Raw genomic sequence first — 23633 nt, 5'->3', positions numbered from 1 at the left:
CACGATCCGTCCAGCTCCACCCGCGCGCGGGCCCGCTATCCGGTCCGGGCGTCGGAGAGTGCGGCTCGTCTCACCAGTTCGCGGCGTGAGGTGATGTCCAGCTTGCGGAAGATCTTGCGTAGGTGGTAATCCACCGTGCTGGGGCTGATGAACAGTTGTGCCGCCACCTTGCGGTTGGACGCGCCATTCGAGACCCGGGCCGCGATCTCGCGCTCCTGGCCGGTCAGGCAGCGGCAGGCGGCGAAGCGGTCGGTCGTCGGGCGGCAGGCCAGCGTGCCGCGCAGTTCGCGCCGGGAGGCGACGCCCAGCTTGTGGAACACGCCGCGATGGCCAGCCCCTCCTCGGCGAGCCGGGTGCCGGCCTCGAACCGGTCGGCCCCCAGGCGCGCGCTCGTGAGTGTCAGCAGCGAAACGGCGAGCAGTTCCTGGCGCCCGGTCTGCCGGGCAAGACTCACCGAGCGTTCGCCGTAGAGGTTGGCGGCGTCGAACTCCCCACGAGCCGACGAGAGCGCGGCAAGGTTCCGCAGGACGTCGGCTTGTCCGGCGAGCTCCCCAGCGTCGTCGAAGATGGCCAACGCTCGACGCAGATATTCGTCGGCCGCCGGCAGCGGGGCGAAGGCCTCACCGACGGTGCGCAGCAGTTCGGCCTCCACCCGCGGCTCGGGAAGCGCGCTGACCAGATCGAGGATCGCGAGCAGGGTCCGCGTCCGGCCCGTAGGGATGGATCTGCTGCCCGGAGCCGAGGCGGCGACGGCCATCGCCGCCGCGTCCCGCGGCTGGTCATGTGCGAGCGCCAGATCGATCGTCGCCCACAGCGCGGTCCGTTCCCGCGCGTACCAGGCGGCAGCCTGTGGCACGGTGTCGAACGATTCGGGCGTCACATCCGGCGGCGGTTCGTCGACGGTGCCCACCGGTTGCCGGTGGTGCCTCGCGTAAGCGGCGCGGGCAGAGTGCAGGTAATGCACGATGAGCCGCCGCTCACACTCGGGTCGTTCCCGATCCTCGTCGAGAAGCTCACCCGCGTAGGCGCGCAACAGATCGTGCAGCACGTACCGCCCGGGCTGCGACTCGTCGAGAAGATTCGCGGTCACCAGCTCCGTGAGTAGTTCGCGCGCCCGCATGCGACCGACTCCGGCGACGCTGGCCGCCGACTCCAGCGAGATCCCTGGACCGGGATGGGCGGCGAGGGCCCGGAACACCCGCGCCGTCGACGGATCGAGCGCCCGGTACGACCACGAGAACACCGACCGGACATCGTCGGACGAGTCCACACTGGACAACGCGTCGAGTCTGGCGGACGGCGCCGAGACGTCGCTGACGACAGAGCCCAACGGCAGGGCCGGATTGAGGGCCACGCGGGCCGCGACGATCGCCAGGGCGAGCGGCAGCCCGGCACAGAGCGCGATGACCTTGTCCAACGCGTCCTGGTCGACGGTGGCGCGGCGGCTGCCGAGCCGGTTGATCAGAAGCTGCCTGGACTCGGCCTCGGTCAGCCGATCGACCTGCAGGTGACGTGCGCCCTCCCGGGTGACGAGGCTCGTCAACCGGGTGCGGCTGGTCACGATGACCAGACAGCCCGGGGAGGCTGGCAGCAGCGGGCGGACCTGCTCGGAGTCGCGTGCGTCGTCCAGGAGAATCAGGACGCGCCGGCCGGAAAGGCGGCTGCGGTAACGAGCCGCCTGCGCGTCGACGTCCTCCTGCGACGACGAGACAGCCGGCTCGCCCAGCGATGCGAGCAAGGTCGCGAGCGCGTCCTGCGCGGACATGACGCGTCCATCCGGATCCAGGCCCCGCAGGTTCAGGAACAACTGGCCATCGGGGAACCTGTTGGCGATCTGGTGCGCCCAGTGCACGGCCAGTGCGGTCTTGCCGATGCCGCCCATGCCGCCGAGCGCGGTGATCACGACGGCCGCGTCGCTGAACGCGTCGGACAGTTGGTCGTCGAGCGCGCGGGCCACGTCGTCCCGCCGGACGAAGCCCGCGACCGGTGGCGGAAGCTGCGCGGGCCGGGGAACGTCCAGCGGGCGTGGCTCGCCCTGCGGGGTCGAGGCGCCGGAGAGCAGTTCCCGGTACGCCTCCCGCAATTCCGGCCCTGGATCCACCCCCAGCTCCTCGGCGAGCTGGTGACGGGTCCGCTCGAAGACCTGCACTCCTTCCGCGCGGTGACCCGTGGCCACGTACGCGCGGATCAGGCAGGCCTGGAGCGCTTCGTCCAGCGGTGCCGCGGCGGCGACGCTCAGGAGTGGGGTCAACGCGTCGCCGGCCATGCCGTGGGCGATCGCGGCTTCGCCGGCCGCGAGCGCCACCGCGACGCGTTCCCGCTCGACGGCGACGAAGTCCGGCGAGCTCAACGCGCTGTGCGGAAGGTCGGTGAAGGCCGGGCTGCGGCCGAGCTCCAGAGCGGTGAGGTACGCCCGTACGCCGGCCACGGCGTCCCCGCCGGCGAGCGCCTCGCGGGCCCGCCGGACCAGCTCGCGATACATGGCGAGGTCGGAGTCCTCGGTCGCGAGGGTCAACCGGTAGCCCGTACCGGCTGGTAGGAGATATCGACCGGTCTCGCGGACGTCGAGGTCCGGGTCGAAGATCCGCCGGATGTGGCCGACATGCCGGTGGATCTGGTTGACGGCACTGGCCGGCGGCCGCTCGTCCCACAGGCCGTCGACGATGGCGTCGAGGCTGACCGCGTCGCCCCCGGCGGCGAGGAGCTTGGCCAGGATGATCCGCTGGCGAACCGGCCCGAGATCGACTTCAGAGCCGTCCCGGCGGCAGCCGAGACCGCCGAAGACCTTGAACTCGCAGTGGGACCGCGGCGCGTCCGGAAGCCTGCGGTCGGGCGCTTTCACCATTGACATCCTAGTGACCGAGGCGCGGCGGCCCGATCGAAGAACACAGGACTACGTGACGTGGGCGATTCGCGAAACGGCGCCATCTCCGTACTTTCGGCGAGGTTCCAGAGCGGAACGCAAGCCCAAGGAGCGCGCATGCCCCATGTCACCGTCGGCTCAGCGGGAGCCGACCCGATCGAGATCTATTACGAAGATCACGGCAGCGGTACGCCCGTGGTACTCAGCCACGGCTATCCGCTCAGCGGCCGGGCCTGGGAGAAGCAGGTCCCGGCACTGCTCGCGGCCGGCTATCGCGTCATCACGTACGACCGGCGGGGTTGGGGCGGTTCCAGCCAGCCCGCGGGTGGATACGACTACGACACGTTCGCCGGCGATCTGCACGCGCTGCTCACGAAACTGGACGTCCGTGACGCGATCCTCGTGGGCCACTCGATGGGAACCGGCGACGTCGCCCGATACCTCGGGCGCTACGGCACCGGGCGCGTCGCGAAGGCCGTACTGATGTCGCCGATCCCGCCGTTTCTCCTACGGACGGACGACAATCCCGAAGGCGCGCCCCAGGCCTTGTTCGACGGGTTCGTCCAGGCCGCGCGGGCGGACCGCTACGTGTGGCTCAAGCAGTTCCTGGAGAACTTCTACAACCTCGACGTCTACGGCGGGACGCTGGTCAGCGACGAGGCGTTCCGGGCCAGTTGGAACGTGGCCGTGGCCGGATCTCCCGTCGCCGCGGTCGCCTGCATCCCGACCTGGCTCACCGACTTCCGTGCCGACCTGTCCACGATCGACGTGCCGGTTCTCGTGATCCAGGGCGACCAGGACCGGGTCCTGCCCATCGGGGTGACCGGCCAGCGGCTGTCCGCCTTCGTCAGGGACACGCGCCTGCTCGTCATCGAGGGTGGGCCGCACGCCATCGCCTGGACCCACACCGATCAGGTCAACGCCGCCCTGCTCGAATTCTTCGCGCAGTGAAAGGAAACATCGTGAAATCGTCTCTCCGGCGTCGCCTCATCTACGTGAGCGCGGCCATCGGTGCCCTCACCCTGGGTGGTGTCGGCATCGGCACGGCGCAGGCCTCGACGGGCCACGTCGCGGCCGCCCACCATGCGCGCCCCGCGTCAGCCAAGCCGACCGTCGTGCTCGTACACGGCGCGTGGGCGGACGGGTCCAGTTGGGACAAGGTGACCGCCAAGCTCCAGCACGACGGCTACCGGGTGGTGGCGCCGCCGAACACGCTGACGGGCGTGGACAAGGACGCCAAGAATCTCCGCGCGTACCTGAGCACCATCACCGGACCGATCGTCCTCGTCGGACACTCGTACGGCGGCATGGTCATCACGAATGCCGCTCTGGGCAACAAGCAGGTCAAGGCTCTGGTGTACGTCGACGCGTACATCCCGGACAAGGGCGACACGCTGATGTCGCTGACCGGCGCCGTGCCCGGTTCGGTCTTCGCGGCCGATCCGTCCACCCTCTTCGACTTCGTTCCGATCCCCGATGACGCGGGAGCCGCCAACCTCTACGTGAAGCCGGCGGTCTTCGGCAAGGCGTTCGCGGACAGGTCCGTTTCCGCCGGCGACGTGGCGGTGCTGACCGCCCGGCAGCGTCCGCTGTCGTCGAGCATCCTGAACGAGGCGTCCGACGAGCCGGCCTGGCGCACCATTCCCTCGTGGTCGGTGATCGGCAAGCAGGACGCCATCATTCCCGCCGCGGAGCAGGTCGCGATGGCCAAGAGGGCCAAGGCGCACACCGTCGAGATCAACGCCCCTCACCTGTCACTGGTCACCGCCGCGGGCGCGGTCACCGGTCAGATCGAGGCTGCCGCCACGGCGACGGACTGACCCGACGACCGACCGTGGCATCGCTCCCCGCGATGCCACGGCCGGCCTTCGTTGCCGCGGATGTCACCAGCCCGTCAGGAGGTTGCCCGGGCCGCCTCGATGATCACGGCGGTGACGTCGTCGGGGTGCGAGATCAGTGAAAGGTGAGAGGCGTCGATCCGGGTGATCTTGGCGTTCGCCCGCATCATCATCATCTCCTGGCCGGCCGGCGGGATGACCCGGTCCTCGGTGCCGATCACGGCCCAGGAGGGGATCGTCTTCCACGCCGGCTCCGTGGCCGGCTCGGTGAAGGCGCTGCTGGCGAGCGCGACCTGGGAGACAGCGAGCACCGCCCCCTGCTCCTGGGGCAGATCGTTGGCGAAGCCGTTGATGAAGATCTCCGGCAGGACGTACGTGTCGGCCACTCCGGCAGGGGCACCAGGGAACGGCACGAGCTTGAAGACGCTGGTGGGGTCGGTCAAGCCCGGCTCGAGCACGGAGCCGGAGCCGGCGCTCAGCGATGCCAGGGTCTCCCCCTCGTCCGGGGCGAAGGCGTCCACGAACACGAGCGCCTTGACGTTGGGGTTGCCGGTCGCGGCGTTGCTCGCGACAAAGCCGCCGTACGAGTGCGCGGCGAGCACGATGGGGCCTTCGATGGTGGACAGGAAGTCCTTCAGGTAGCCGGTGTCGGTCGTCGGCCCCCGGTTGGGTTGCGGCGCGACCTGCACCTCGTAGCCGCGGGCCTGGAGGTTGCGGACCTCCTGGCTCCAGCTCGAGCCGTCGGCCCAGGCGCCGTGCACCAGGACGATGGTCGGCTTGGTTTCGTGACCCCCGTCCGGCATCTCTCGCGGACCACCGTCGGCGAACACCGCGGGAGTGGCTGAGCCGAGCATCGTGACGAGCGCGGCGACACCGAGCGCCGCGACCATGATCTTCCGCCGACGTAGCGAGATACCGAACATGTCTCTCCTCCCTCGTGGCTTCCGAACGCGGGCGATCGAGCATGCCGAAGCAGCCGCCGAGCGGCGCGTTGGCCGATGGCGGACCGCCTCCCTTGGCTGCTTGATCGCCCGATCTCACCGTACTGACGGCCCGCGCAGCTCCGGACAGAAAGGGAAGATTGCTCAAGTTTCACTTGGGCAGAGGGGCATCACCCCGAACGACTCCACCTTGGACGGGGCCGGAGTCAGCTGATCTTGACGAGCTGGGAGAAGCCTGAAAGGGTCTCGCAGATAGACGCCTATCAGACGTTTCTGTTCTGAGCCTCGAGGGAGATCACGTAGATGCGGAAGAAGCCCCTTGCGCTGACACTTGGCGTTTCCTTGCTCCTGTCCATAGGTTCGGCGGCCAGCGCGTCCGCCAGCACCGCCGGGCACGAGCGCTTCCAGCCCGACATCACCTACGACCTATCGGTGACCGACGCCGAGCGCGACGCGATCCACGCCGAAGTCGAGGCGCTGGCCGGACGCGTCACCAGCGCGCGGGCCGGGGACGGCAGCTACGACCCGCTGACGCTGATCGGGGCGATGCTGGACGGGTCGAGCTACGACTCGATCTCCCGCGGCGGCACGGCCGCGACGGCCTACCCCTTCCCGGTCAGCAACACCGAAACCAACCAGCACGAGTACGACCGCAAGGTCGCCAAGCTCGCCTGGGTGGTCAAGCTGGCCACCGACCTCGGTTTCCCCGTGGTCGTCCAGCGCCAACCCGACAAGTACGTGTACGCGGAGATCGGTGACCCGGACGCCCCCGAGATGGTCATGGCGTTGAGTCACCTCGACTCGCCGACCGCTTCCGTGACGCCGGCCCAGCTCGCCCGCTGGCGCGACGCCGACGGCAACCTCGGCACTCCCGGCGCGTACCACTCGCCCTATGTCCAGGATGGTTGGGTCTACGGCGCGGGCCTGCAGGACGACAGCGGCCCGACGTTGGCCACGCTGCTCGCGGCCAAGGCGCTGCTCGAGGCGGGGTTGCCGATCGACCGCCGCATCCGCATCGTCATGGGGATCTACGAGGACGGCGGCCCCGGCACTCCGTCGACGACGAACACCGCCACCTTCCAGTCCATCCCGTACAACTCGAACCCGAGCTTCTACGACAACTGGGCCTACAAGAACCTCAACCGCGAAGAGATGCCGATCGCGGGCTACACCTCCGACTCGCGGTTCCCGGTCATCGTCGGCAACTCCGGATCGGTGACCCCGGCGGTGTCGATGAGCCTGTCCGCGGACAGCACCAAGGCCTTCCGGCTCACCGCTGCCACCGCCGGCGTCACCCTCCGCGCGTGCGACCCGACGCTCAAGGACATCGCGTACGGCAGCACCACGCAGATCGCCTCGCGCGCCATCTTCACGCTCGACGTGGCGAACGCCAGTTCCGCCGAGCGCCGCCGGTTCGCGTCCGCTATCACCGACGCCGCGAAGTCGAAGCGTTGGCTCCCGGCCGCTCGCGGGACCACACCCAAGGTGCAGGCCACGATCGCCGGCGACGCGCTCACGCTGGAGATCAACACCGATGTGGCGATGGAGATGCCGACCCCGCAGTACGGGAAGAACGCCGTCGTGTGGGGGATGTATCTGCTGTCCAAGGGACTCGGCGCGGTGCGCGCCGACGACCTGCGGCTGAAGAAGGCCGCCGACGGGATCGCCGACCTGTTCTTCCGCGGCGGTGTCGAGGGCGAGGCCTACATCGGCGGGAACATAGGCATCCCGGCGAACCTGTTGCGCAACCCGAGCAACGGCACGCCGAACCTGACCTTCGCCCTCATGGGTGGCATCAACTCGGAGACCCCGACGAGCTTCTACACGGACGCCACCGGCAGCCTCAGCATCCCGATGTTCGTCCGCAGCATGCACGTCAACGCGGCGGACTCGAGCCAGGCGACGGCGGCGGTCACGGCCGCCTTCCAGGCGAAGGGTTTCACCATCGGCGACCTCGGCGCGCCCGTCGGCGCCGGCCTGTACGTCGATCACGACAACCCGTTGACGGCCCTCCAGTTCGGGAGCTACCAGGCGTCGATCGAGAACAACCCGAAGGAGTTCGCCGATCCGTACGCCCTCCGGGACGTGGTCTATCCGCAGGGCACGACCGGCGGCACCCTGGCCAGCAGCTACCGCAACAAGATGACCGCCTTCGGTGCCGTCATCCCGGGCAACGAGCGCTGGTGGCACACCGCCAACGAGCGGATGAAGGTCGACTCCGCGGTGCAGATGACCAAGATGATGGCCGACGGCATGCTGGAGATGGCCCGGTACTCCGGGCCCGCCGGCGCCAAGCTCATGTGGGCGGACATCCCGGGGCTGAACGCCGACCGGGCGGACCTCGACCTCCTCGACGTCACCATCGGCACCTACAAGGACGCCTCGACGGCCGTCGACAAGCGCCAGTTGGGCGGCCAGGCCCTGCTCGCCGCCACCTCGTTCAACATTCCGATGTGGACGGGGCGGGGCAACTCGACCCCGACGGCGTCAGCCTTCGCCCTGGGGCACGCGCCGGGTGGGGTCTACCTGCCACTGACCGACCCCGAATACCTGAGCAGCACGTACGTGGCACCGATGCGCCTCGAGTTCAAGGTGGAGCGCCCCGGCTACATGTCGGACAAGGCCTGGGCGACGTTCGTCGCCGGCGGCTACGGCGACTTCCGGTTCAACATCCGCGTCGGCGACCAGGTGGTGCCGCTCGCCGTGCCCGCGGGGCAGACCGCGGACAAGTTCTTCTCCTCGCGCATCTCGGCCACCAACCGCGACGCGATCTACCTGTCGGTCAACCTCGCCGTGACCGATGCGCCGTACACCGGCGTGCAGCCCGTCGTCGCGGACTCCAAGACGGACCTGTACACGGTCAACCCGACGTACCTGGCGACGAACCCGAATCCGTTCCCCGAACGCGGCGCCGTCGAGAAGCGGGGCTTCTTCCAGTTCGGTGACGGGCAGAAGAACGCGGAGTTCTCGTCGCCCGAAGCGGTCTACGTGACGGTCGCCAACGCGGTCGTCGACACGAAGCCGTCGGCGGTGGTGAAGAAGCTCAAGGGCAACACGAACGAGCTGACCGTCACGGTGACGCAGACCCATGTCGACGGGAGCAAGACTCCCGTGACGGCCAGGTTCACCATCCGCAACAACGCTTCGGGTACGTACAGCGTCGGCGCGTACCAGGTCCACGTCGAAACGAAGGGCAACCAGGTGCGGTCGATCTCCATCGTCTGACGCCGCACGACGGAGGCCCCGACCACCATGGTCGGGGCCTCCGTCGTCGATGATTACCAGGGGCGGCTGGACACGTAGGCGTTGTTGCCGCCGAAGACGATCGGGTCGCTCGCGCAGCCGTAGAGGTTGGCGTTGGTCGCGGTGTCGTGGCCCCACAGGCGTACGCGGACCGGGTTGATGCTTCCCTGCGCGTCCACGTTCCACCTGTCGTTGTTGAACGTCGTGTTACCTACCTGGTTGCGATCGAACAGCCCGTCGGTGCTGCAACCCTCGCTGTTGAAACGCCAGTCGCTGAACACGGCGTACGCGCCTACCTTCCAGAACTTGTTGAGGTCGACGGTCGTGTTGTCGCCACGGTTGCGCGTACGCACGGCGTCGCCGGAGATTTGCTCGAACCGGTTGTTGTAGATCGTCGTGTTGTAGGTGTAGTTGGCCAGGTAGACACCGTGCATCGACGCGGGGCTCTCGGAGTTGCGCAGGTTGGAGAACAGGTTGTTCTCGACCCAGATGCGGTCGGCGTAGGTCGCGTGGATGCCGCCGTAGCCGTTGCCAGGGCCGCCCTGCCAGTAGCCACCCAGCCGCTGGAACGTGCTGTTCTTGACGATGAGGCCCGAGATCCGGTTGCCCGAGGTGCCCATGGCCCGGATGCCGCCGTTGCGACAGTACTGGAAGACATAGTTGTCGATGGTCACGTTGTCCGCGGTCAGCACCATGCCGTACTCGAGGTCAGGGTTGTTGTCCTCGAAGGTGTTGCAGTCGGTCGTCGCCGCCAGGGCACCGACGGTGCCGAGCGTCAGCCGCCCGCCCGGCGGAGACCAGGTCACCTGGACAGGAGCCGTGGGGCGGAAGGTGGCGCCGTCCACGAGGATCGTGGCGTTCAGAGCCTTCTTGGCCCGCAGCACCTCCTGCGCCTGCTCGACGGTGGCGACAGCGCTGTCGCGGCGCAGGCCGTCACGGGCGGCACCGGATGTTCCGGCCGCGCTTCCCACATATACGGTGATCGACTCGGCCGGCGCCGAAGCCGCGGCCGGCGCCGCCGGCAGAGCTCCGATCAGCGCGACTCCCGCCGCGCTGAGGATGGCCAGGACTGTCCTGCGCATATTCGCTCTCCTAGAGGCCGGATTCGTCGGTCGAAGGCGCCGACGCATCCACCGTGCCGAATCGGTCGTGCCGGACGGAAGGATCTCGAACAGCCTCGAACAGACCCGAACGCCTACGTGCCGGCAGCGACGAGGCTTGTCAGATCTGCTGGTGCAGATCGGGTCCAAACCCACCCAGACCGACCTGAGGCGCTGCGTAGCATTGTTTCGATGGAGATCACCAAGCTTCCCGCTGAGGCGCGGGCCCGGCGCGCCGCCGAGATGCGCGATTTCCTGAGGTCGCGGCGGGCTCGAGTGACTCCCGCCGAGGCCGGCCTGGCGGTCGGCGACGGCCGCTCGCGCCGCACCCCAGGCCTGCGGCGCGAAGAGGTCGCGGTGCTCGCCAACGTCGGCGTGTCCTGGTACACGTGGCTGGAACAGGGCCGCGAGATCAACATCTCCGGCGACGTGCTGGACTCGGTCGCGCGGGTGCTGCTCCTGAGCACCGCCGAACGCGCGCACCTCTACCTGCTGGCCGGGTTGAACCCTCCGCTGACGCCGGCGGCCACCACCCGTGACGTCTCCGACGGGGTGCGCCGGATGATCGACTCCTGGATGCCCCGCCCCGCGTACCTGCTGGATCGGCACTGGAATCTCGTCGCGGTCAACCGCGGGGCCGAGATCGCCTTCGGATACCGCCCGCAGGACCACAATTGCCTGATCACCTTCTTCGCCAGCGCCTACTACCGCAGCCTGGTGAAGCACTGGGACGAGGCCGCTGAGGCCATCGTCGGTCAGTTCCGCGCCGACGCCGCGCGCTACCCGGAAGACCCGGAGTTCGGGCGGATCGCCGACGACATGTGCGCGGCGAGCCCGGAGTTCGCCGAGATCTGGGCCGAACACCTCGTATGCGACGCCACGAGCGGCACCAAGACGGTCGTGCATCCTGACGTCGGTGAGCTGACGTTCGACTACACCACCGTCTCCCTGCCCGAGCTGCCCGGCCACCGCCTGATGCTGCAGACGCCGGCGGACGTGGCGAGCGAGAAGGCGCTCACCGGCCTGCTGGCCGCGCCCACGAGCTGAGGGTGGTGGTGGCAGACCCAGGCTGACTGGACTCTGCCCGCCCGCGGCGTACCGGCGCAGGATCGTTCGCATGGAGCGATTCACCAGCCGCCAGATGCAGCTCAGCGCGATGACACAGCTGACTGACGCGTACGCCGCCGCCGAACGGGGCGGTCGGGTGGTCAAGACCCGGATCCCACGCCGTGACACCGGGCCGCACGACGTCCGGATCGAGGTCGCCCACACGGGCGTCTGCCATTCCGACCCGCTGCAGATCGACGGCGCCTGGGGTGCCGGGATCTACCCGATGGTGCCCGGCCACGAAGCCACCGGCATCGTCACCGGACCTGCTGGTTCTGCCGCAGCGGCATGGAGCACTACTGCCCGAACATCGTCGTCACCTACAACGGCTACGACAAGACGGGCGAGCCGACCTAGGGCGCCTACTCCCGCGCGATCGTCGTCGACGAGAACTATCTGGTACGCGTACCCGACGGTCTCGATCTCGCCGCCGCGGCGCCGCTCATGTGCGCGGGCATCACCGTCTACTCGCCACTGCGGCACTTCGGCATCGGCCCGGGCATGAAGGTCGGCATCGTCGGCATGGGCGGCCTCGGCCACCTCGCGGTGAAGTTCGCGGCCGCTCTCGGCGCCGAGGTCACCGTGCTCAGCCGGGGCACGAGCAAGAAGGACGACGCGTTCGCCTTCGGCGCGGACGACTTCCGCTCGACCTCCGAGCCGGACACCTTCGTCGACCGCGCGGGTTACTTCGACATCGTCATCTGCACGGTCTCGGCCGCGCTCAACTTCGACCAGCTCCTGTCCCTTGTCCGCTTCGACGGCACGTTCGTCAACCTCGGTGCCCCGGACGGCCCGGTGTCGATCGGCATGTTCTCACTGATGCGGACCCGGATCGCGTTCACCTCGTCGTCGATCGGCAGCATCCACGAGACCCAGGAGATGCTCGACTTCTGCGTCGAGCACGGCGTCACGTCCGAGATCGAACAGATCTCGGCCGACGGCATCAACGACGCCCTGGACACCCTTCGCCACCACGGCAGCCGCAAGGTTCCGTACCGCTACGTCCTCGACGCCAGCACGATCTGACGAAGCCCGAACGCGGGGGCGCGCAGGTTCGAATCACCAGGGCCGAGCCAGACGCGCCCTCAGGGCGCCGCGGGGCCTTCCGGGGTGACGAGGCCGTCGAGCATGACGTGGATGGCCTTCGCGCGGGCGTCGTCGCTGTCCGCGGTCAGGGTCATGCGCACGAAGGTGGCGATGTCCTCGGCCGTGATGCCGGCCCGTAGTCGGCCGGCGGTTCGCAGCCGATCGGTGGCCGGGCCGGTAACCGAGGTGATCAGACGCTGGGCGTGCCGGTCGGCGCAGTCACCCGCACCGGCCAGTTGGGCGAAGGTCGCCGTTTCCCGCTCCGACATGTCGCAGCTCTGGGTGAACACCGCCCGGAAGGCGGTGACCGGGTCGGTGCCTTCCATGGCCCGGGCCGCGTTGTCCTTCACCGCGGCGGCCAGGTCGTCGAGGACCGCCTCGATCAGCCCGTCCTTCTCGGGAAAGTGCCGGTAGAGCGTGGTCGTCCCGACCCCGGCCCGGCGGGCGATCTCGTCGAGGGCGATGTCGGGGCCCTGCTCGGTGAAGGCCTCGCGGGCCGTCAAAACGGTGACGACACCACCGTTTTATGCAGGACCACGGAACGCCGCCTCCTGGACGCTGGCCGGCCTCGGCGTCGTCGGCGCCACCCTCGGGATCCTCGGCGTGGTCAGCCCCGAGCGCCAACGACGCCTGTCCGGGTTCGCGCGCCCGGCCGAGGGTGACCACACTCCGGCGGTGCTGGGCAGCAGCTCCTTCGCCGCGATCGGTGAGGGCGGCGCCTATCTGCTCGGCGCGGCGCGAGGGTGGCCCGGCTTTCCCGCGTACGTGATCGCCCGCCGCACGCTGATGGCCGCCGGCCTCACCGGGCTCGCGATCACCGGCCGCGCACCCAGGGCGTTCCTCCACGCCGCGGCCTGGGAAGCCCTCGGCGCCGCCGCCATCGCAGGCGCCCTCTGGCTCGACCGGCGAAACCCCGCGAGGCCCGCATGAACGTGCCCACCCAGATCGCCCGCGCCCGCTACGCCACCGTGACCACCTACCGCCGCGACGGCACCCCTGTCCCCACGCCTGTCGGCCTCGCCGCCGACGCCGGCGAACTGTTCCTGCTCACCCAACGCACCAGCGGCAAAGTCAAACGCATCCGCAACAACCTCACCGTGACCGTCACACCATGCGACATGAACGGCCGGATCGCCACGGACGCACCGACGGTACGCGGCCACGCCCGCCTGCTCGACCGCGACGAAACCGCCCGCGTACGCCGCCTGATGTCCCGCCGCTACCCCATCTCCCGACTCGTGTTCGCCGTCGACCTGCTCCTGCGCCGACGCGACCGCCGCATCGGCACCGCCATCCGCCTCCGACCCATCCGCTCGAACAGAACAGGTCCACATGCGACTCGGCTCCGACCCCGTACCCGCCAATCCCCGTCGTTGGTTGGCGTTGCTCTTCATCTCGTTGGCTCAGTTGATGGTCGCGCTGGACGCGACCGTGGCTACACGCTCGCGTTCGGCGGCCTCCTGCTCTTCGGCGGTCGGCTGGCGGACATCGCCGGACGCAAACGGATCTTCCTGATCGGGCTGCTGGGCTTCGCCGTCGCGTCGGCCATCGGCGGCGTCGCGGGCAACATCGGCACGCTGCTGACCGCCCGGGCACTGCAGGGCGTGTTCGCCGCGCTTCTCGCCCCGGCCGCGTTGGGCTGCTCTCCGTGACGTTCACCGAAGCGAAGGAACGCGCCCGGGCGTACGCCGTCTTCGGAGCGATCGCCGCCGCGGGCGGTGGCGTCGGGCTGATCCTCGGCGGCGTCCTCACCGAATACCTGGACTGGCGCTGGGCGCTGTTCATCAACGTTCCTGTTCGCTGTCGTGGCCGCGATCCGTGCCATACCCACGATCCGCGACACGATGGACGTACGCCGCCGCGAGCGCCCGGACATCCCCGGCGTCGCCCTCGCGACCACCGGTCTCGTCGCGCTCGTCCACGGCTTCACCCGAGCCGAGACCGACGGGTGGAATGCCGGCTGGACGCTCGGCTCGTTCGTCGCGTCCGCCGTCCTGCTCGGGCTCGGCACCGGCACGGCGTTCCTGCCCGCGATGAGCCTGGCCACGCATGGGCTGCGCGCACACGACGCCGGCATCGCCTCCGCGATCATCAACACGTCGCAACAGGTCGGCGCTTCCATCGGCACCGCGCCGCTCAACACAGTCGCGGCCAGCGCCACCGCGGCGTGGCTCCTCGACCATGCCGGGCCAACCAACCAGGCGATCGTGCACGGGTACGCCACCGCGGTCTGGTGGGCGGTCGGCTTCCTCGTCGTCGGCGCGTCGCTCGCCGTCACCCTGGTACGCGTACGCCGACCAGCCGGCACCGCGGCCGAACCCAGCGACGGCCCGGTCGGCGAACCCCTGCTCGTGCACTGACCGTCGGCACCCGGTCGAGCGCCCTTCGTCTGCCTGGCCGTCATCTCGCCGACGGTCAGGCAGGTGTCGACGACAGGATGACCTTGTCCTTGACCTTTCCGCTCTCCACCAGCTCGTGCGCCCGCGCGGCCTCGGCGAGCGGCACCACCGCGGCCACGTTCGCGGACAGCTGGTCGTGCTCGGCGAGATCGGTCAACGCCAGCAGGCCGGCGTGGTCGGGCTCGACGAGGAAGCTGGTCACCCGCACGCCGGCGTCGGCGCCGCGGCGGACGTCGTCGCTGGAGGAACCGGACGGCACTTGGACGATCACTCCGTCGCGGTGGACGAGTGGCACGGAACGGGCCGTGTAGTCGTGGCCGACGAAGTCGAGGACGGCGTCGACCGGTTCGACCACGTCCTCGAACCGGGTCGTGGTGTAGTCGACGATCTCGTCGGCGCCCAATGCCTCCAGCCGGTCACGGTCGCTGCCCTCGGCGACCCCGATGACGTGTGCGCCGCGTGCCTTGGCGATCTGCACCGCCAGACCGCCGACGTGGCCCGCCGCTCCATGGATCAGCAATCGTTGGTTCGCATCCAGGTGGACGGTGTCGGTCACCAACTGCCACGCCGTGAGCCCCGCGAGTGGCAGTGCGGCGGCCTCGGCGAACGACCTGGAGGGTGGCTTGGGCGCGAACTGGCGAGAGGGCGCGGTGACATAATCCGCGTACGCCCCGGCCTGTCGCGGGAACCACGGCATGCCGTACACCTCGTCGCCCGGCGAGAAGATGGTGACTCCGAATCCGACCTCGGCCACCACGCCGGCGACATCCCAGCCGAGAATCATCGGGAACGTCGACAGTGGACCGTGTCCGGCGCGCTGTTTCACATCGGCCGGATTGATGCCCGCGGCGTGCACCCGCACCAGCACCTCGGTAGGCGCCGGTGACGGTTTCGGCACCTCCACGGGTTGGAGAACGTCCGGGCTCCCGTAATGGTCCATGCTGACCGCGAGCATGTCGGCTACATCTTTCCCCCAAAGAAATGACCTTAGCGAGCGCAACCCGCGGCCGGAGGCGTTCGGAAAGCCTCGCGCTGCACACATTTCCCGAGACCACCAGCGGTAACGACGCGATTCAGCCGAGCTAGCGTAGAAAAATCTTGTCGACCCGAGCGTTTCCGGCGTCGCCGAAGGAGGAGCCGATGAACACTCCTTACGACATGATCGCCAAGGTCCCGTCGTTCACCGTGTCGAGCACCGACGTCAGCGCCGGCGAGGAGATGCCGTCAGCGCATGCCAGCGGGATCTTCGGGTCCGGTGGCAACGACGTGTCGCCCCAGCTGAGCTGGAGCGGTTTCCCTGCGCAGGCGAAGAGCTTCGTGGTGACGGTCTACGACCCGACCGCGCCGACCGGCAGCGGGTTCTGGCACTGGGTGGTGGCCGATCTGCCGACGAGCGTGACGTCGTTCGCGACCGGTGCCGGCGCCGAGGGAGCCGACTTGCCGGGCAGTGCGTGGCAGTTGGCCAATGACGCCCGCATGCGCCGCTACGTCGGAGCGGCTCCGCCGCCGGGCAGCGGCCGGCACAACTACTTCATCGGCGTACACGCCCTCGATGTCGAGACCCTCGACATCGACAGGGAGGCCACGCCGGCCTTTCTCGGCTTCAACATGGCGGGCCACACGCTGGCCCGTGGCGTCATCACACCCTGGTTCGGGGCGTGACACAACCCATTCGAGGCAAAGGAGCAGAACCGATGACCGCGGAACCGCTAGGGGCGTGGGTCGCCGCCGACTTCGAGCTCGTGGCCGACCTGGATGACCTGATGGCGACCGGCGTCACCGCCGCCGACTCGGGCCGGGTCTTCGTCTCCGTGCCCCGCTGGGGCGACCCCGTGCCGTACACGGTCGCGGAGATCGTCGACGGCAAACCCGTCCCGTACCCGAGTCGGCAGGTCAACGACGAGCTCCTGGTCTCGGTGCAGAGCGTCGTGATCGGACCCGACGGGCACCTCTGGGCACTCGACACCGGCAGCCTCGCGTTCGCCCCGTGGATCGACGGCGGCCCCAAGCTGGTCGAGGTCGACCTGGACACCGACACGGTATTGCGGGTCATCCGGCCCAGGACCGAGGCCCTGACCCCGACGAGCTATCTCAATGACGTCCGCTTCGATCTCTCCAAAGGCGCCGGCGGCTACGCGTACCTGACCGACTCCCAGGCCGAAGGCGCCCTCGTCGTCATCGACCTGGCCACCGGTGACACGTGGGCCAAACTCCGCGGGCATCCCAGCACGCACGCCGAGGACGGCTTCCGCGCCATCGTGCAAGGCGTCGTACGCGAGGGAGAGCTGTACAACGGGGGCGCCGACGGCATCGCGATCAGCGCCACGAGCGACCGCCTCTACTACTGCCCGCTCGCGAGCCGCAGACTCTACAGCGTCCCGACGGCCGCGTTGCGCGATCGGGACCTCGGCGACGACAAGGTCGCCCAGCAGATCGTCGACCACGGCGACAAGGGTGCCTCGGACGGCCTCGAGACGGATGCCTCAGGAAACGTCTACGTCACCGCGTACGAGCACAGCGCCGTCCTCAAGCTCGCCACCGACGGCTCCTGGTCGACGGTGCTGAACACGCCGGGCGCACTGTGGCCGGACACGCTCGCCGTGGCCGCGGACGGCAACCTGTACGTCAGCCTCAACCAGTTGCCACGCACACCGCTCTTCAACCACGACGTCGACGACCGCATCCCGCCATACCAAATCATCCGAATCCCAGTCGATGCCGCACCGGTACGCCTGAGCTAACCGCGATTCCCATCGTGGCTTGTCGAACGACCGCCTGAGCAGCGTGACCGTGTGCTTGGTGACGTGCGCGTTGGCATGCGTCACATAGCTGCCGGGCGCGTTCGGACGTGCGGAACCACGATCGAAACGACCCTCACGTCGCCATCGGCCTTCGCCGGCCTGACCACCATCGCGATGGCGCCACCGAGGCCGCGCCTTCAAATGCGGCTTGCCTCGCCCGGTATCACCGCTCGAACTGCGGAGCGCGGACGCGCGCAGATTCGAATCACCCGGGCCGAGGCGGACGCACCCCGCACGCGCCCGCCTTGTCCCAAACATGCAGGTCACCGCCCGTCGAGGGATCGAGCCGCGCCGGTTGTTGTCGAGGGCGGGTACAGATGAGGATTCCTGTGTCGTGGCCGGCAGTGGCGAGCAGGGTGGGTGCCGTGGGCCTGGGGCCAGGCACGGACATGCCAGAACTTGCCGTCACGCTCTTCCAGGACACAGTGGTCGTTGACCAGCTCCTCGAGCTTGCCCACCGCTTGCCCGCGGGCCAAATCCTTCGGCAACAATGAAGTCCCTCGGTAGTGCGTTCGCATAAAGTTCCAGAAACCGCTGGAAGTGTAGCTTGGCATAATGAAGTCACGCCGATTGACTTTGTTTTCCGGTACTGCGCTGTTCAATCACGGGGTTTAATGGGGGGCAGAAGAGGTAGTTCAAGAGATTTTCGGCAAACACCTCGAACTGAAGCGAGTCTGGCCTACCAGCACTAGTCGAGCGAGTTGAGATAGGAGCGACTCTGCCGGCTCCCGAGCTGACCATTCTGTGTCAGAGGCTAAGAACTCCAAAAGATCCGGAAACGCGTGGCCGACGTCTGCTGCCAATTCACGAAGCTTGGGACCGTCCCAGACCATGACTCCGGCGCCTTAGAGCACCTCTAGCCGTTCGGGAGCCAGGACCCCTGGGAAGGCGGCGACGAGGATCGGCGGCCCTTCTCTGTTCGGGACATGGGCGAACAGGTTTCCTGCCGCTTTAAGCTGATCACCGATCAGAGCTAGCCGCGCCCTGGTCTGCGGTGTCTGCGTTCTTAACTCGATTAGCGCAATTCGTCCACCGGTGCGCGCGGCTGTGCGGTAGAGACACCCTGCTCGGCTCATCCTCGGCGATCATTCGTGCGCGTAGGCGCGATGTGCTGTGCGGGCCTAGCCGGGAATCTGGCAGAACACCCCCCAAAGCGCAAACGACTTCGTTCCCCCGCAGCGACGTCCCCTGACGGCTCGCCGCGCGTCGTCGGCTTTACGGATGACGCCGTCGATGACAGGCGACGGGCTCCGTCGGTTTCCATGGTCTTTGTGCCGGCAGCTAGAACACTGTCTCGCAGCATCCGTTGCAACGTCGGTTAGCTGGCCCGTCAGTTTCCTCGGTTCCGCGGCGCCGGTCGGCGGTACTTCACCCGCCGGAGCGGACTCGGCTACTGGCGATTCGACAGGGAACCCGAGCGGTTCAAGGCCCCAGACTGGGGCGCACCACCATCGGGTGCTGGTCGGAGGTCGCGTGGGATCTCATGTTTCCCAAATCTTTCGCCCATACAGTGCGGCCGGCTGTTCGCGGACGGGCTGGTGGTGATGACGTATGTGGGAGGCGGCCCACCGGAGACGCGGGTCGGCTGGCGTCGCGCTGCGCACACTGCACCGGTTGATCGTCCACGGACCTTCTGCAAACCGAGACGGGTACGAGGATCGACCTGAACGCGATGCCGCCGGAGGCCGTCGCCCGCTGCCGAGCGGCGTGGGCGCGCGTTGCCGGCCGCCGCACCTGCGTGGTGCACGGGGACGCCAACAACCTGGGCAAGGTCCGCGTGACGGCGGACCGGGTCGCCCTGATCGACTGGGACAAGTCCCACGTCGACGTGCCCGACCTCGACCTGGTGCTGCCCGACAACGCCGCGGACCTCGACGACCCGTCGTACGACATCGCGTCGCAGGCATCGGCGGCCTGGGAAGCCGCACTCTGCTGGAAGGACGACTACGCGGTCAAGCGCCTCGCCGAGGTCCGACCGGTCTGACCAGGCCTCCGGCGGGTCGCAAGCGCCCGCGGTGGTCGCGAACACCACACACGGGATACGATCCCGGCGCCGGTCCCGCCGGCACGGGGCCGTAGCTCAGCCGGTTAGAGCAGGGGACTCATAATCCCTCGGTCGCGGGTTCGAGCCCCGCCGGCCCCACCAACCGCCTCTGGGCTGGGCAAACCTTAAACCAGATGTGGCGGTACCCGAACCGTTCTCGCAGATGCCTCCTGAGCTGTGGAAACGCGGGTGCTCGCGGTCTTGCGGTCGTCCCGGCAGCGCGGTCGAGCCCAAGGGAGGGCGCACATCGGCGAGTGTCGTTCCCGCTACGTACCGTGGCAGGCATGACTTCATCCGCATCCGCTCCCGACGACCCGAGCCGGCCGATCGCCTCACCGAGCCGCACCACCGTGGATCTCGACGACGGCACGAAATGGGTCGGGCCGGCCAGCGCCGAGGACGCACTCAACTCCGCCAAGGAACACCGCCTCACCGCCCAGCGACACGCCGAGGTGCACAACGCCTCCGACTACGACATGGACCGGGCCGACCGGGCCGAGCGCACCGCACAGATGTACGCCATGTTGTCGATCGCCGAGTCCTTGGTCGAGCTGACCCGCGCCGTCCGGGAGATCAACGAGCGGGGCCGTGGCGGTGCGCCCAACCTCTGACCTAAGGCGTGGCACGCCATGTCGTTTGCCATGGCCAACGCGTCAGCGAGCAGCTCGGCCCACCGGCTGAGTCCGCGATGTACAACACTTTCCGCTGTGCTGGCTGGCGCGCCGCGCCGCGCTCGGACAGCGGCAGATCCGGATGTTCCCAGGACCGCGCCGGTGTTGAAATACGTCCGACGTAACCGTCGACTCGGTGCCGCCGAGAATTAGCACGTGCTTGAGGAGTTCTTTGGGCAGAATGCCGTGGTGATCGAGACCCCGTTGCCCGACTGGCTTCCCGACCTTGACGGCAAGATCGTCGGTGGCCATCGGCTGCGCGGCTGGGCGCTCTCGGAGGTCTGGCGGGTCCAACTGTCCGGTGCTGCCTGGAATTCGGTAATCGTCAAACGAGGCGTCGGCGAGCTGGCCGGCGAGGCACGGCGTTACCACGAGCTGGTCGTTCCCCTTGGGATTCCCGCGCCGCGGTTGATCGCAGAGGGCGGCCCGGGGGTCATCGTCTTGGAGGACTTGGGCGGCGACAACCTTGAGGCACGACCGACTGCGGAAGGATACGAGGATGCAGTACGCGTGCTGGCCCGGATGCGCGCCGAGTCGGCCCTCCGCCTCGGTTCCGACCCGGCGTTGGCCGCCGGTCTGCGCCGCTCCACTGCCGACCTTATGGCCGTGGCGGCACGGGCCGACGCAGCGATGACGGCGATGCGCCCAGACCTCAGTGGCGCACTCGACGACCCGCGCAGGGAGATAACCGCCCGCCTGCACCAGCTCTCCAGCGAACCCACGACCATCGTGCACGGCGACTTCCAGGCCAAGAACCTGCTACACACCCCGGATGGCGGGATCGTCACCATCGACTGGTCGGACGCCTACGTGCACCCGCATCTCGGCGACCTCTACCTCCTGCTGCGCGAGGCTCGGAGACAGGGTCAGATCCAGAACGAACGGATCGAAGCCTTGCCGGAGATCTTCGCGCGCGAAGTGGGCACCGATACGTGGACGGTGACCGACCAGTTGGTGACCGGCGGCCTGTGCTGGACCATGAGCGCGCTGCGCTGGGTCGTAGAGGTCGGCGTCTATGCGGTCCCGGTGTCCCGTGACTGGATCGACGAACTGGTCACCGATCTTCGGGGGCTGGCCTCGCACCATCAATCCGCGTGAGGTCGCTGCCCGGTAGCACTCATCGGCAGAGTCCGTCGTCAGACGGAGTGGCTGTGCGCGAATACGCGCGGTCGGCGGCAGATCCGGACGGGCTGCAATCGAGGCTGTGCTCAGACGAGTGAATGTAACCAGTCGCTGTCAGCAGCGGTCTGCCAGCAGGCAGGGTTCGATCCGCTGGCCAACGCGAGGGCGCCGGATTAGTCGCGATCAAAGGTCGGTTTGGTGGTGAGGCGGTCATCGGGCTTTGAGGCAAAACGCGATCAACTGCTCGGCGCCATTGCCGTCCGTACCGTGAATCCATGTCCACTGGTCTGAGTTTGCGACGCCGGCGCAGTGGCGTTCGGATTTGGCGTCTCGCTGAGCGGCGATTGCAGCGGTATCGAAGTCGAGCGGCACCCGTTTCACTATGGTGAACGGTGCTTCACCGCACGGTGTCGGCACCATCGCGTCTGGATCGATGCTGCCCGGCTTCACACAGTCGCCGACGGAAGCCGCGATCAGCGGATCGGACGGTGCAGCCCTCGACGCGCCGACTTGAGGCGGCTCAGAACCAGTTCTCGATCTAAGGAGGAGACCAGCGGCGCCTGCGCAAATGAACAGCACCACGGCACAGATTATCGAGATCCGGCGCGCTCGTGCAGTGAGCAGCGCCGCGACAGTGGCGGCCAGACTAGCGCCACCACAGACGTACATAATCCAGTCCTTCGGTTCCATCGTCGATGTCCGATCTGAATGGCTGGCGTGATTCCAACTCAGCGTACGGACACACCGCAACGCCGACGTCACCCGAAAGTGGCTGGATCGTCGGAGACAGCCGCTACCCACCAAAGATCGAACGACGCTCATCTCGGCTACTTGTTTCATTGCGGTAGGACCGCGGCCCGGCCAGGCTTCGGTCTAGGCGCCCGGGCTGTCGCTCTCATTTCGGCTGCCCACGTTGGTCGTGTGGCTCTCTTTTGGCCTGCGCACGCCCGGGCGTCGCCCATGGGCGGGGAGAGGCTCAAGAGGGGTTTGCACTGCTCGAAGTAGCGTTGCCCTCCCGGCTCGACACCAGTCGGATCGAGCACGGAGGACGTGTTGAACTCCACATCAGACCGCGTCGTCATCGGCATGGACCCGCACAAACGCTCAGCCACCATCGAAGTGATGACCGCCGACGAGACCATCATCGGCGGCGGCCGCTTCGGCACCGCACGCGACGGCTACGCGGCGATGAAGACCTACGTGAAGCAGTGGCCTAACCGGGTCTGGGCGATCGAGGGCTGCCAAGGCATCGGCCGGCACATCGCCAACCGGCTGCTGAACGACGGCGAACAGGTCCTCGACGTCCCCCCGAAGCTGTCCGCCCGGACGAGGGTCTTCGCGACCGGGCAGGGCCGCAAGACCGACGCCACCGACGCCCACTCCGTCGCCCTGGTCGGCACCCGCATGGCCGGGTTACGTCCGGTCGTCAACGACGAACACCTCGCCCTGCTACGGATCTTGGCCGACCGCCGGCGCTCCTTGGGCGATGACCACACCCGGATGGTCTCCCAGCTGCATCAGCTGCTGCTCGAGCTGATCCCCGGCGGGGCCAAGAAGAGCCTCTCGGCCGCCCAGGCCAAAGCCCTGCTGGCCACGGTCAGACCCCGCGATGTGGTCGGCAAAGCCCGCCGCCGGGTCGCCGCGGAGCTCATCACCGACCTCGAACGCGTCTACCGCCGATCCAAGGATGCCGACAAGGAACTACGGGAGATGGTCGCGTCGACCGGCACCACCTTGATGGACTTACACGGCATTGGCCCGTCCGGAGCCGCCCGCCTGCTCGTCGAGGTCGGCCAGATCACCCGGTTCCCGGACCGAGGCCACTTCGCCTCCTGGAACGGCACCGCCCCCATCGACGCCTCCTCCGGCGACCAGGTCCGCCACCGCCTGTCCCGGGCAGGGAACCGACAGATCAATCGGATGCTGCACATCATGGCCACCGTCCAGCTACGCAATCCCACCGAAGGCCGCGCCTACTACGACCGCAAGAAAGCCTCCGGAAAGACGTCCATGGAAGCGATGCGCGCCCTGAAACGACGCCTGTCCGACATCGTCTACCGGCAGATGGTTAACGACACCATCACGGCCACGGCGACGGGCCCGGGAGGACACCGAGGAACGTCAGCTAACTCCAGCGTGACCGGCTCGCATCCTCATGCCGGCTCTTCGGAGAAGTCACTTCCCGGACCCGCCGCCATACAGCTTAGAACCCCACTCCCCACCACGTCTTGACACAGAGGGGAGCGGGACTATCTCGCTAACGGTGTTTCCGGCGATCTTCAGTAGGTTTCAGCGGCTGGGAAGCGGTCGCTGAAGGTGATGGCGAAGGCGTTGAGTGCGGGTTTCCAGCGCATCGTCCATCGGGTCCTGCCGGTTCCGGTCGGGTCCAGTGACCGGGTTACGAGATAGAGGCACTTT

22 protein-coding genes, 1 tRNA gene and 1 pseudogene are annotated in these 23633 nt (G+C 68.2%); 16 read left to right on the top strand and 8 right to left on the bottom strand.

The window, feature by feature from the left end; all coding sequences use genetic code 11:
• Positions 1-35 precede the first annotated feature (35 nt).
• Together Asi02nite_RS37360 and Asi02nite_RS37355 are read right to left on the bottom strand one after the other, a co-directional pair.
• Entirely contained in the window at positions 36-320 is a 285-nt protein-coding gene (locus tag Asi02nite_RS37360; protein WP_203718774.1) for a helix-turn-helix domain-containing protein, read from the bottom strand.
• Positions 224-2842, bottom strand: coding sequence for an AfsR/SARP family transcriptional regulator (locus Asi02nite_RS37355; protein WP_203718773.1), 2619 nt, complete (start codon positions 2840-2842; stop codon positions 224-226). Before Asi02nite_RS37355 ends, Asi02nite_RS37360 begins: the two co-directional genes overlap by 97 nt.
• 138 nt (positions 2843-2980) lie before the next feature.
• Here Asi02nite_RS37355 and Asi02nite_RS37350 point away from each other — a divergent pair, with 138 nt between their 5' ends.
• On the top strand, positions 2981-3814 hold the full coding sequence (locus Asi02nite_RS37350; protein WP_203718772.1) for an alpha/beta fold hydrolase: 834 nt from the start codon (positions 2981-2983) through the stop codon (positions 3812-3814).
• An 11-nt stretch (positions 3815-3825) separates the two neighbouring features.
• Positions 3826-4683, top strand: a complete 858-nt coding sequence (locus tag Asi02nite_RS37345; protein WP_203718771.1) for an alpha/beta fold hydrolase — start codon at positions 3826-3828, stop codon at positions 4681-4683.
• 74 nt (positions 4684-4757) lie between these two features.
• On the opposite strand, the gene Asi02nite_RS37340 is transcribed toward Asi02nite_RS37345, so the two are convergent.
• A complete protein-coding gene (locus Asi02nite_RS37340; RefSeq protein WP_239127567.1) occupies positions 4758-5624 on the bottom strand; it encodes an alpha/beta hydrolase in 867 nt (288 codons plus the stop codon).
• Positions 5625-5984: 360 nt separating this feature from the next.
• On the opposite strand from Asi02nite_RS37340, the gene Asi02nite_RS37335 reads away from it, so the two are divergent.
• Positions 5985-8867, top strand: a complete 2883-nt coding sequence (locus Asi02nite_RS37335) for a M20/M25/M40 family metallo-hydrolase (RefSeq protein ID WP_203718770.1) — start codon at positions 5985-5987, stop codon at positions 8865-8867.
• Between the two features lie 53 nt (positions 8868-8920).
• Here the strand turns inward: Asi02nite_RS37335 and Asi02nite_RS37330 are convergent, their stop codons facing one another.
• Positions 8921-9967 carry a right-handed parallel beta-helix repeat-containing protein gene (locus Asi02nite_RS37330; RefSeq protein ID WP_203718769.1) on the bottom strand — a complete coding sequence of 349 codons (1047 nt, stop codon included), beginning with the start codon at positions 9965-9967 and terminating at the stop codon, positions 8921-8923.
• 210 nt (positions 9968-10177) lie between these two features.
• Between Asi02nite_RS37330 and Asi02nite_RS37325 the strand changes: the two genes are divergently transcribed.
• The 3 genes from Asi02nite_RS37325 (at position 10178) to Asi02nite_RS42485 (ending at position 12118) form a co-directional block, all read left to right on the top strand.
• On the top strand, positions 10178-11032 hold the full coding sequence (locus tag Asi02nite_RS37325; protein WP_203718768.1) for a helix-turn-helix transcriptional regulator: 855 nt from the start codon (positions 10178-10180) through the stop codon (positions 11030-11032).
• Positions 11033-11102: 70 nt separating this feature from the next.
• Positions 11103-11597 (top strand): alcohol dehydrogenase catalytic domain-containing protein, encoded by a 495-nt coding sequence (locus Asi02nite_RS42490; protein WP_308440196.1) that lies wholly within the window; start codon positions 11103-11105, stop codon positions 11595-11597.
• Positions 11537-12118: a zinc-binding dehydrogenase gene (locus Asi02nite_RS42485; protein ID WP_275410438.1), complete on the top strand. Its 582-nt coding sequence runs from the start codon at positions 11537-11539 to the stop codon at positions 12116-12118. Before Asi02nite_RS42490 ends, Asi02nite_RS42485 begins: the two co-directional genes overlap by 61 nt.
• A 59-nt stretch (positions 12119-12177) precedes the next feature.
• Here the strand turns inward: Asi02nite_RS42485 and Asi02nite_RS37315 are convergent, their stop codons facing one another.
• On the bottom strand, positions 12178-12681 hold the full coding sequence (locus tag Asi02nite_RS37315; protein WP_203718767.1) for a TetR/AcrR family transcriptional regulator: 504 nt from the start codon (positions 12679-12681) through the stop codon (positions 12178-12180).
• Positions 12682-12685: 4 nt separating this feature from the next.
• On the opposite strand from Asi02nite_RS37315, the gene Asi02nite_RS37310 reads away from it, so the two are divergent.
• The 3 genes from Asi02nite_RS37310 to Asi02nite_RS42060 all read left to right on the top strand — a co-directional run bounded on the left by Asi02nite_RS37310 (position 12686) and on the right by Asi02nite_RS42060 (position 14538).
• Positions 12686-13108, top strand: a complete 423-nt coding sequence (locus tag Asi02nite_RS37310; RefSeq protein WP_203718766.1) for a hypothetical protein — start codon at positions 12686-12688, stop codon at positions 13106-13108.
• The gene (locus tag Asi02nite_RS42065; RefSeq protein WP_239127565.1) at positions 13105-13830 is read left to right on the top strand and encodes a PPOX class F420-dependent oxidoreductase; all 726 of its coding nucleotides are present in this window, start codon (positions 13105-13107) and stop codon (positions 13828-13830) included. The genes Asi02nite_RS37310 and Asi02nite_RS42065 overlap by 4 nt, the downstream gene beginning before the upstream one ends.
• A gap of 153 nt (positions 13831-13983) precedes the next feature.
• Positions 13984-14538 carry an MFS transporter gene (locus Asi02nite_RS42060; protein WP_239127563.1) on the top strand — a complete coding sequence of 185 codons (555 nt, stop codon included), beginning with the start codon at positions 13984-13986 and terminating at the stop codon, positions 14536-14538.
• A 55-nt stretch (positions 14539-14593) separates the two neighbouring features.
• Here the strand turns inward: Asi02nite_RS42060 and Asi02nite_RS37295 are convergent, their stop codons facing one another.
• Positions 14594-15532, bottom strand: coding sequence for an NADP-dependent oxidoreductase (locus Asi02nite_RS37295; RefSeq protein ID WP_203718765.1), 939 nt, complete (start codon positions 15530-15532; stop codon positions 14594-14596).
• A 185-nt stretch (positions 15533-15717) separates the two neighbouring features.
• On the opposite strand from Asi02nite_RS37295, the gene Asi02nite_RS37290 reads away from it, so the two are divergent.
• From Asi02nite_RS37290 to Asi02nite_RS37265, 6 genes are all read left to right on the top strand, one after another.
• On the top strand, positions 15718-16239 hold the full coding sequence (locus Asi02nite_RS37290) for a YbhB/YbcL family Raf kinase inhibitor-like protein (RefSeq protein WP_203718764.1): 522 nt from the start codon (positions 15718-15720) through the stop codon (positions 16237-16239).
• Between the two features lie 32 nt (positions 16240-16271).
• Positions 16272-17318: an L-dopachrome tautomerase-related protein gene (locus Asi02nite_RS37285; RefSeq protein WP_203718763.1), complete on the top strand. Its 1047-nt coding sequence runs from the start codon at positions 16272-16274 to the stop codon at positions 17316-17318.
• 1732 nt (positions 17319-19050) lie between these two features.
• Positions 19051-19362 carry a hypothetical protein gene (locus tag Asi02nite_RS37280; protein ID WP_239127561.1) on the top strand — a complete coding sequence of 104 codons (312 nt, stop codon included), beginning with the start codon at positions 19051-19053 and terminating at the stop codon, positions 19360-19362.
• An 85-nt stretch (positions 19363-19447) separates the two neighbouring features.
• Positions 19448-19524 (top strand) — tRNA-Ile (locus Asi02nite_RS37275).
• Positions 19525-19706: 182 nt separating this feature from the next.
• On the top strand, positions 19707-20033 hold the full coding sequence (locus Asi02nite_RS37270) for a hypothetical protein (protein WP_203718762.1): 327 nt from the start codon (positions 19707-19709) through the stop codon (positions 20031-20033).
• 216 nt (positions 20034-20249) lie between these two features.
• Positions 20250-21191 carry a phosphotransferase family protein gene (locus Asi02nite_RS37265; protein ID WP_203718761.1) on the top strand — a complete coding sequence of 314 codons (942 nt, stop codon included), beginning with the start codon at positions 20250-20252 and terminating at the stop codon, positions 21189-21191.
• 234 nt (positions 21192-21425) lie between these two features.
• Here the strand turns inward: Asi02nite_RS37265 and Asi02nite_RS37260 are convergent, their stop codons facing one another.
• Positions 21426-21905, bottom strand: a complete 480-nt coding sequence (locus Asi02nite_RS37260; RefSeq protein WP_203718760.1) for a hypothetical protein — start codon at positions 21903-21905, stop codon at positions 21426-21428.
• 363 nt (positions 21906-22268) lie between these two features.
• On the opposite strand from Asi02nite_RS37260, the gene Asi02nite_RS37255 reads away from it, so the two are divergent.
• Positions 22269-23447, top strand: coding sequence for an IS110 family RNA-guided transposase (locus Asi02nite_RS37255; protein ID WP_239127559.1), 1179 nt, complete (start codon positions 22269-22271; stop codon positions 23445-23447).
• A gap of 47 nt (positions 23448-23494) precedes the next feature.
• Here Asi02nite_RS37255 and Asi02nite_RS37250 read toward each other — a convergent pair.
• Positions 23495-23633, bottom strand: a pseudogene (locus Asi02nite_RS37250) (IS256 family transposase); the annotation flags it as partial.

The organism is Asanoa siamensis, from assembly GCF_016862555.1.
Lineage (GTDB): Bacteria > Actinomycetota > Actinomycetes > Mycobacteriales > Micromonosporaceae > Asanoa > Asanoa siamensis.
The sequence above is the reverse complement of the archived record's forward strand: the minus strand, read 5'-3'. Positions and strand labels throughout refer to the sequence as shown.

Coding starts and splice junctions, on each gene's coding strand:
- Asi02nite_RS37290 (WP_203718764.1), top strand. CDS start 15,718: ATGAACACTCCTTACGACATGATCGCCAAGGTCCCGTCGTTCACCGTG.
- Asi02nite_RS37325 (WP_203718768.1), top strand. CDS start 10,178: ATGGAGATCACCAAGCTTCCCGCTGAGGCGCGGGCCCGGCGCGCCGCC.
- Asi02nite_RS37260 (WP_203718760.1), bottom strand. CDS start 21,905: ATGGAACCGAAGGACTGGATTATGTACGTCTGTGGTGGCGCTAGTCTG.
- Asi02nite_RS37330 (WP_203718769.1), bottom strand. CDS start 9,967: ATGCGCAGGACAGTCCTGGCCATCCTCAGCGCGGCGGGAGTCGCGCTG.
- Asi02nite_RS37280 (WP_239127561.1), top strand. CDS start 19,051: ATGCCGCCGGAGGCCGTCGCCCGCTGCCGAGCGGCGTGGGCGCGCGTT.
- Asi02nite_RS37295 (WP_203718765.1), bottom strand. CDS start 15,532: ATGCTCGCGGTCAGCATGGACCATTACGGGAGCCCGGACGTTCTCCAA.
- Asi02nite_RS37270 (WP_203718762.1), top strand. CDS start 19,707: ATGACTTCATCCGCATCCGCTCCCGACGACCCGAGCCGGCCGATCGCC.
- Asi02nite_RS37340 (WP_239127567.1), bottom strand. CDS start 5,624: ATGTTCGGTATCTCGCTACGTCGGCGGAAGATCATGGTCGCGGCGCTC.
- Asi02nite_RS42490 (WP_308440196.1), top strand. CDS start 11,103: ATGGAGCGATTCACCAGCCGCCAGATGCAGCTCAGCGCGATGACACAG.
- Asi02nite_RS42065 (WP_239127565.1), top strand. CDS start 13,105: ATGAACGTGCCCACCCAGATCGCCCGCGCCCGCTACGCCACCGTGACC.
- Asi02nite_RS37350 (WP_203718772.1), top strand. CDS start 2,981: ATGCCCCATGTCACCGTCGGCTCAGCGGGAGCCGACCCGATCGAGATC.
- Asi02nite_RS37285 (WP_203718763.1), top strand. CDS start 16,272: ATGACCGCGGAACCGCTAGGGGCGTGGGTCGCCGCCGACTTCGAGCTC.
- Asi02nite_RS42485 (WP_275410438.1), top strand. CDS start 11,537: ATGTGCGCGGGCATCACCGTCTACTCGCCACTGCGGCACTTCGGCATC.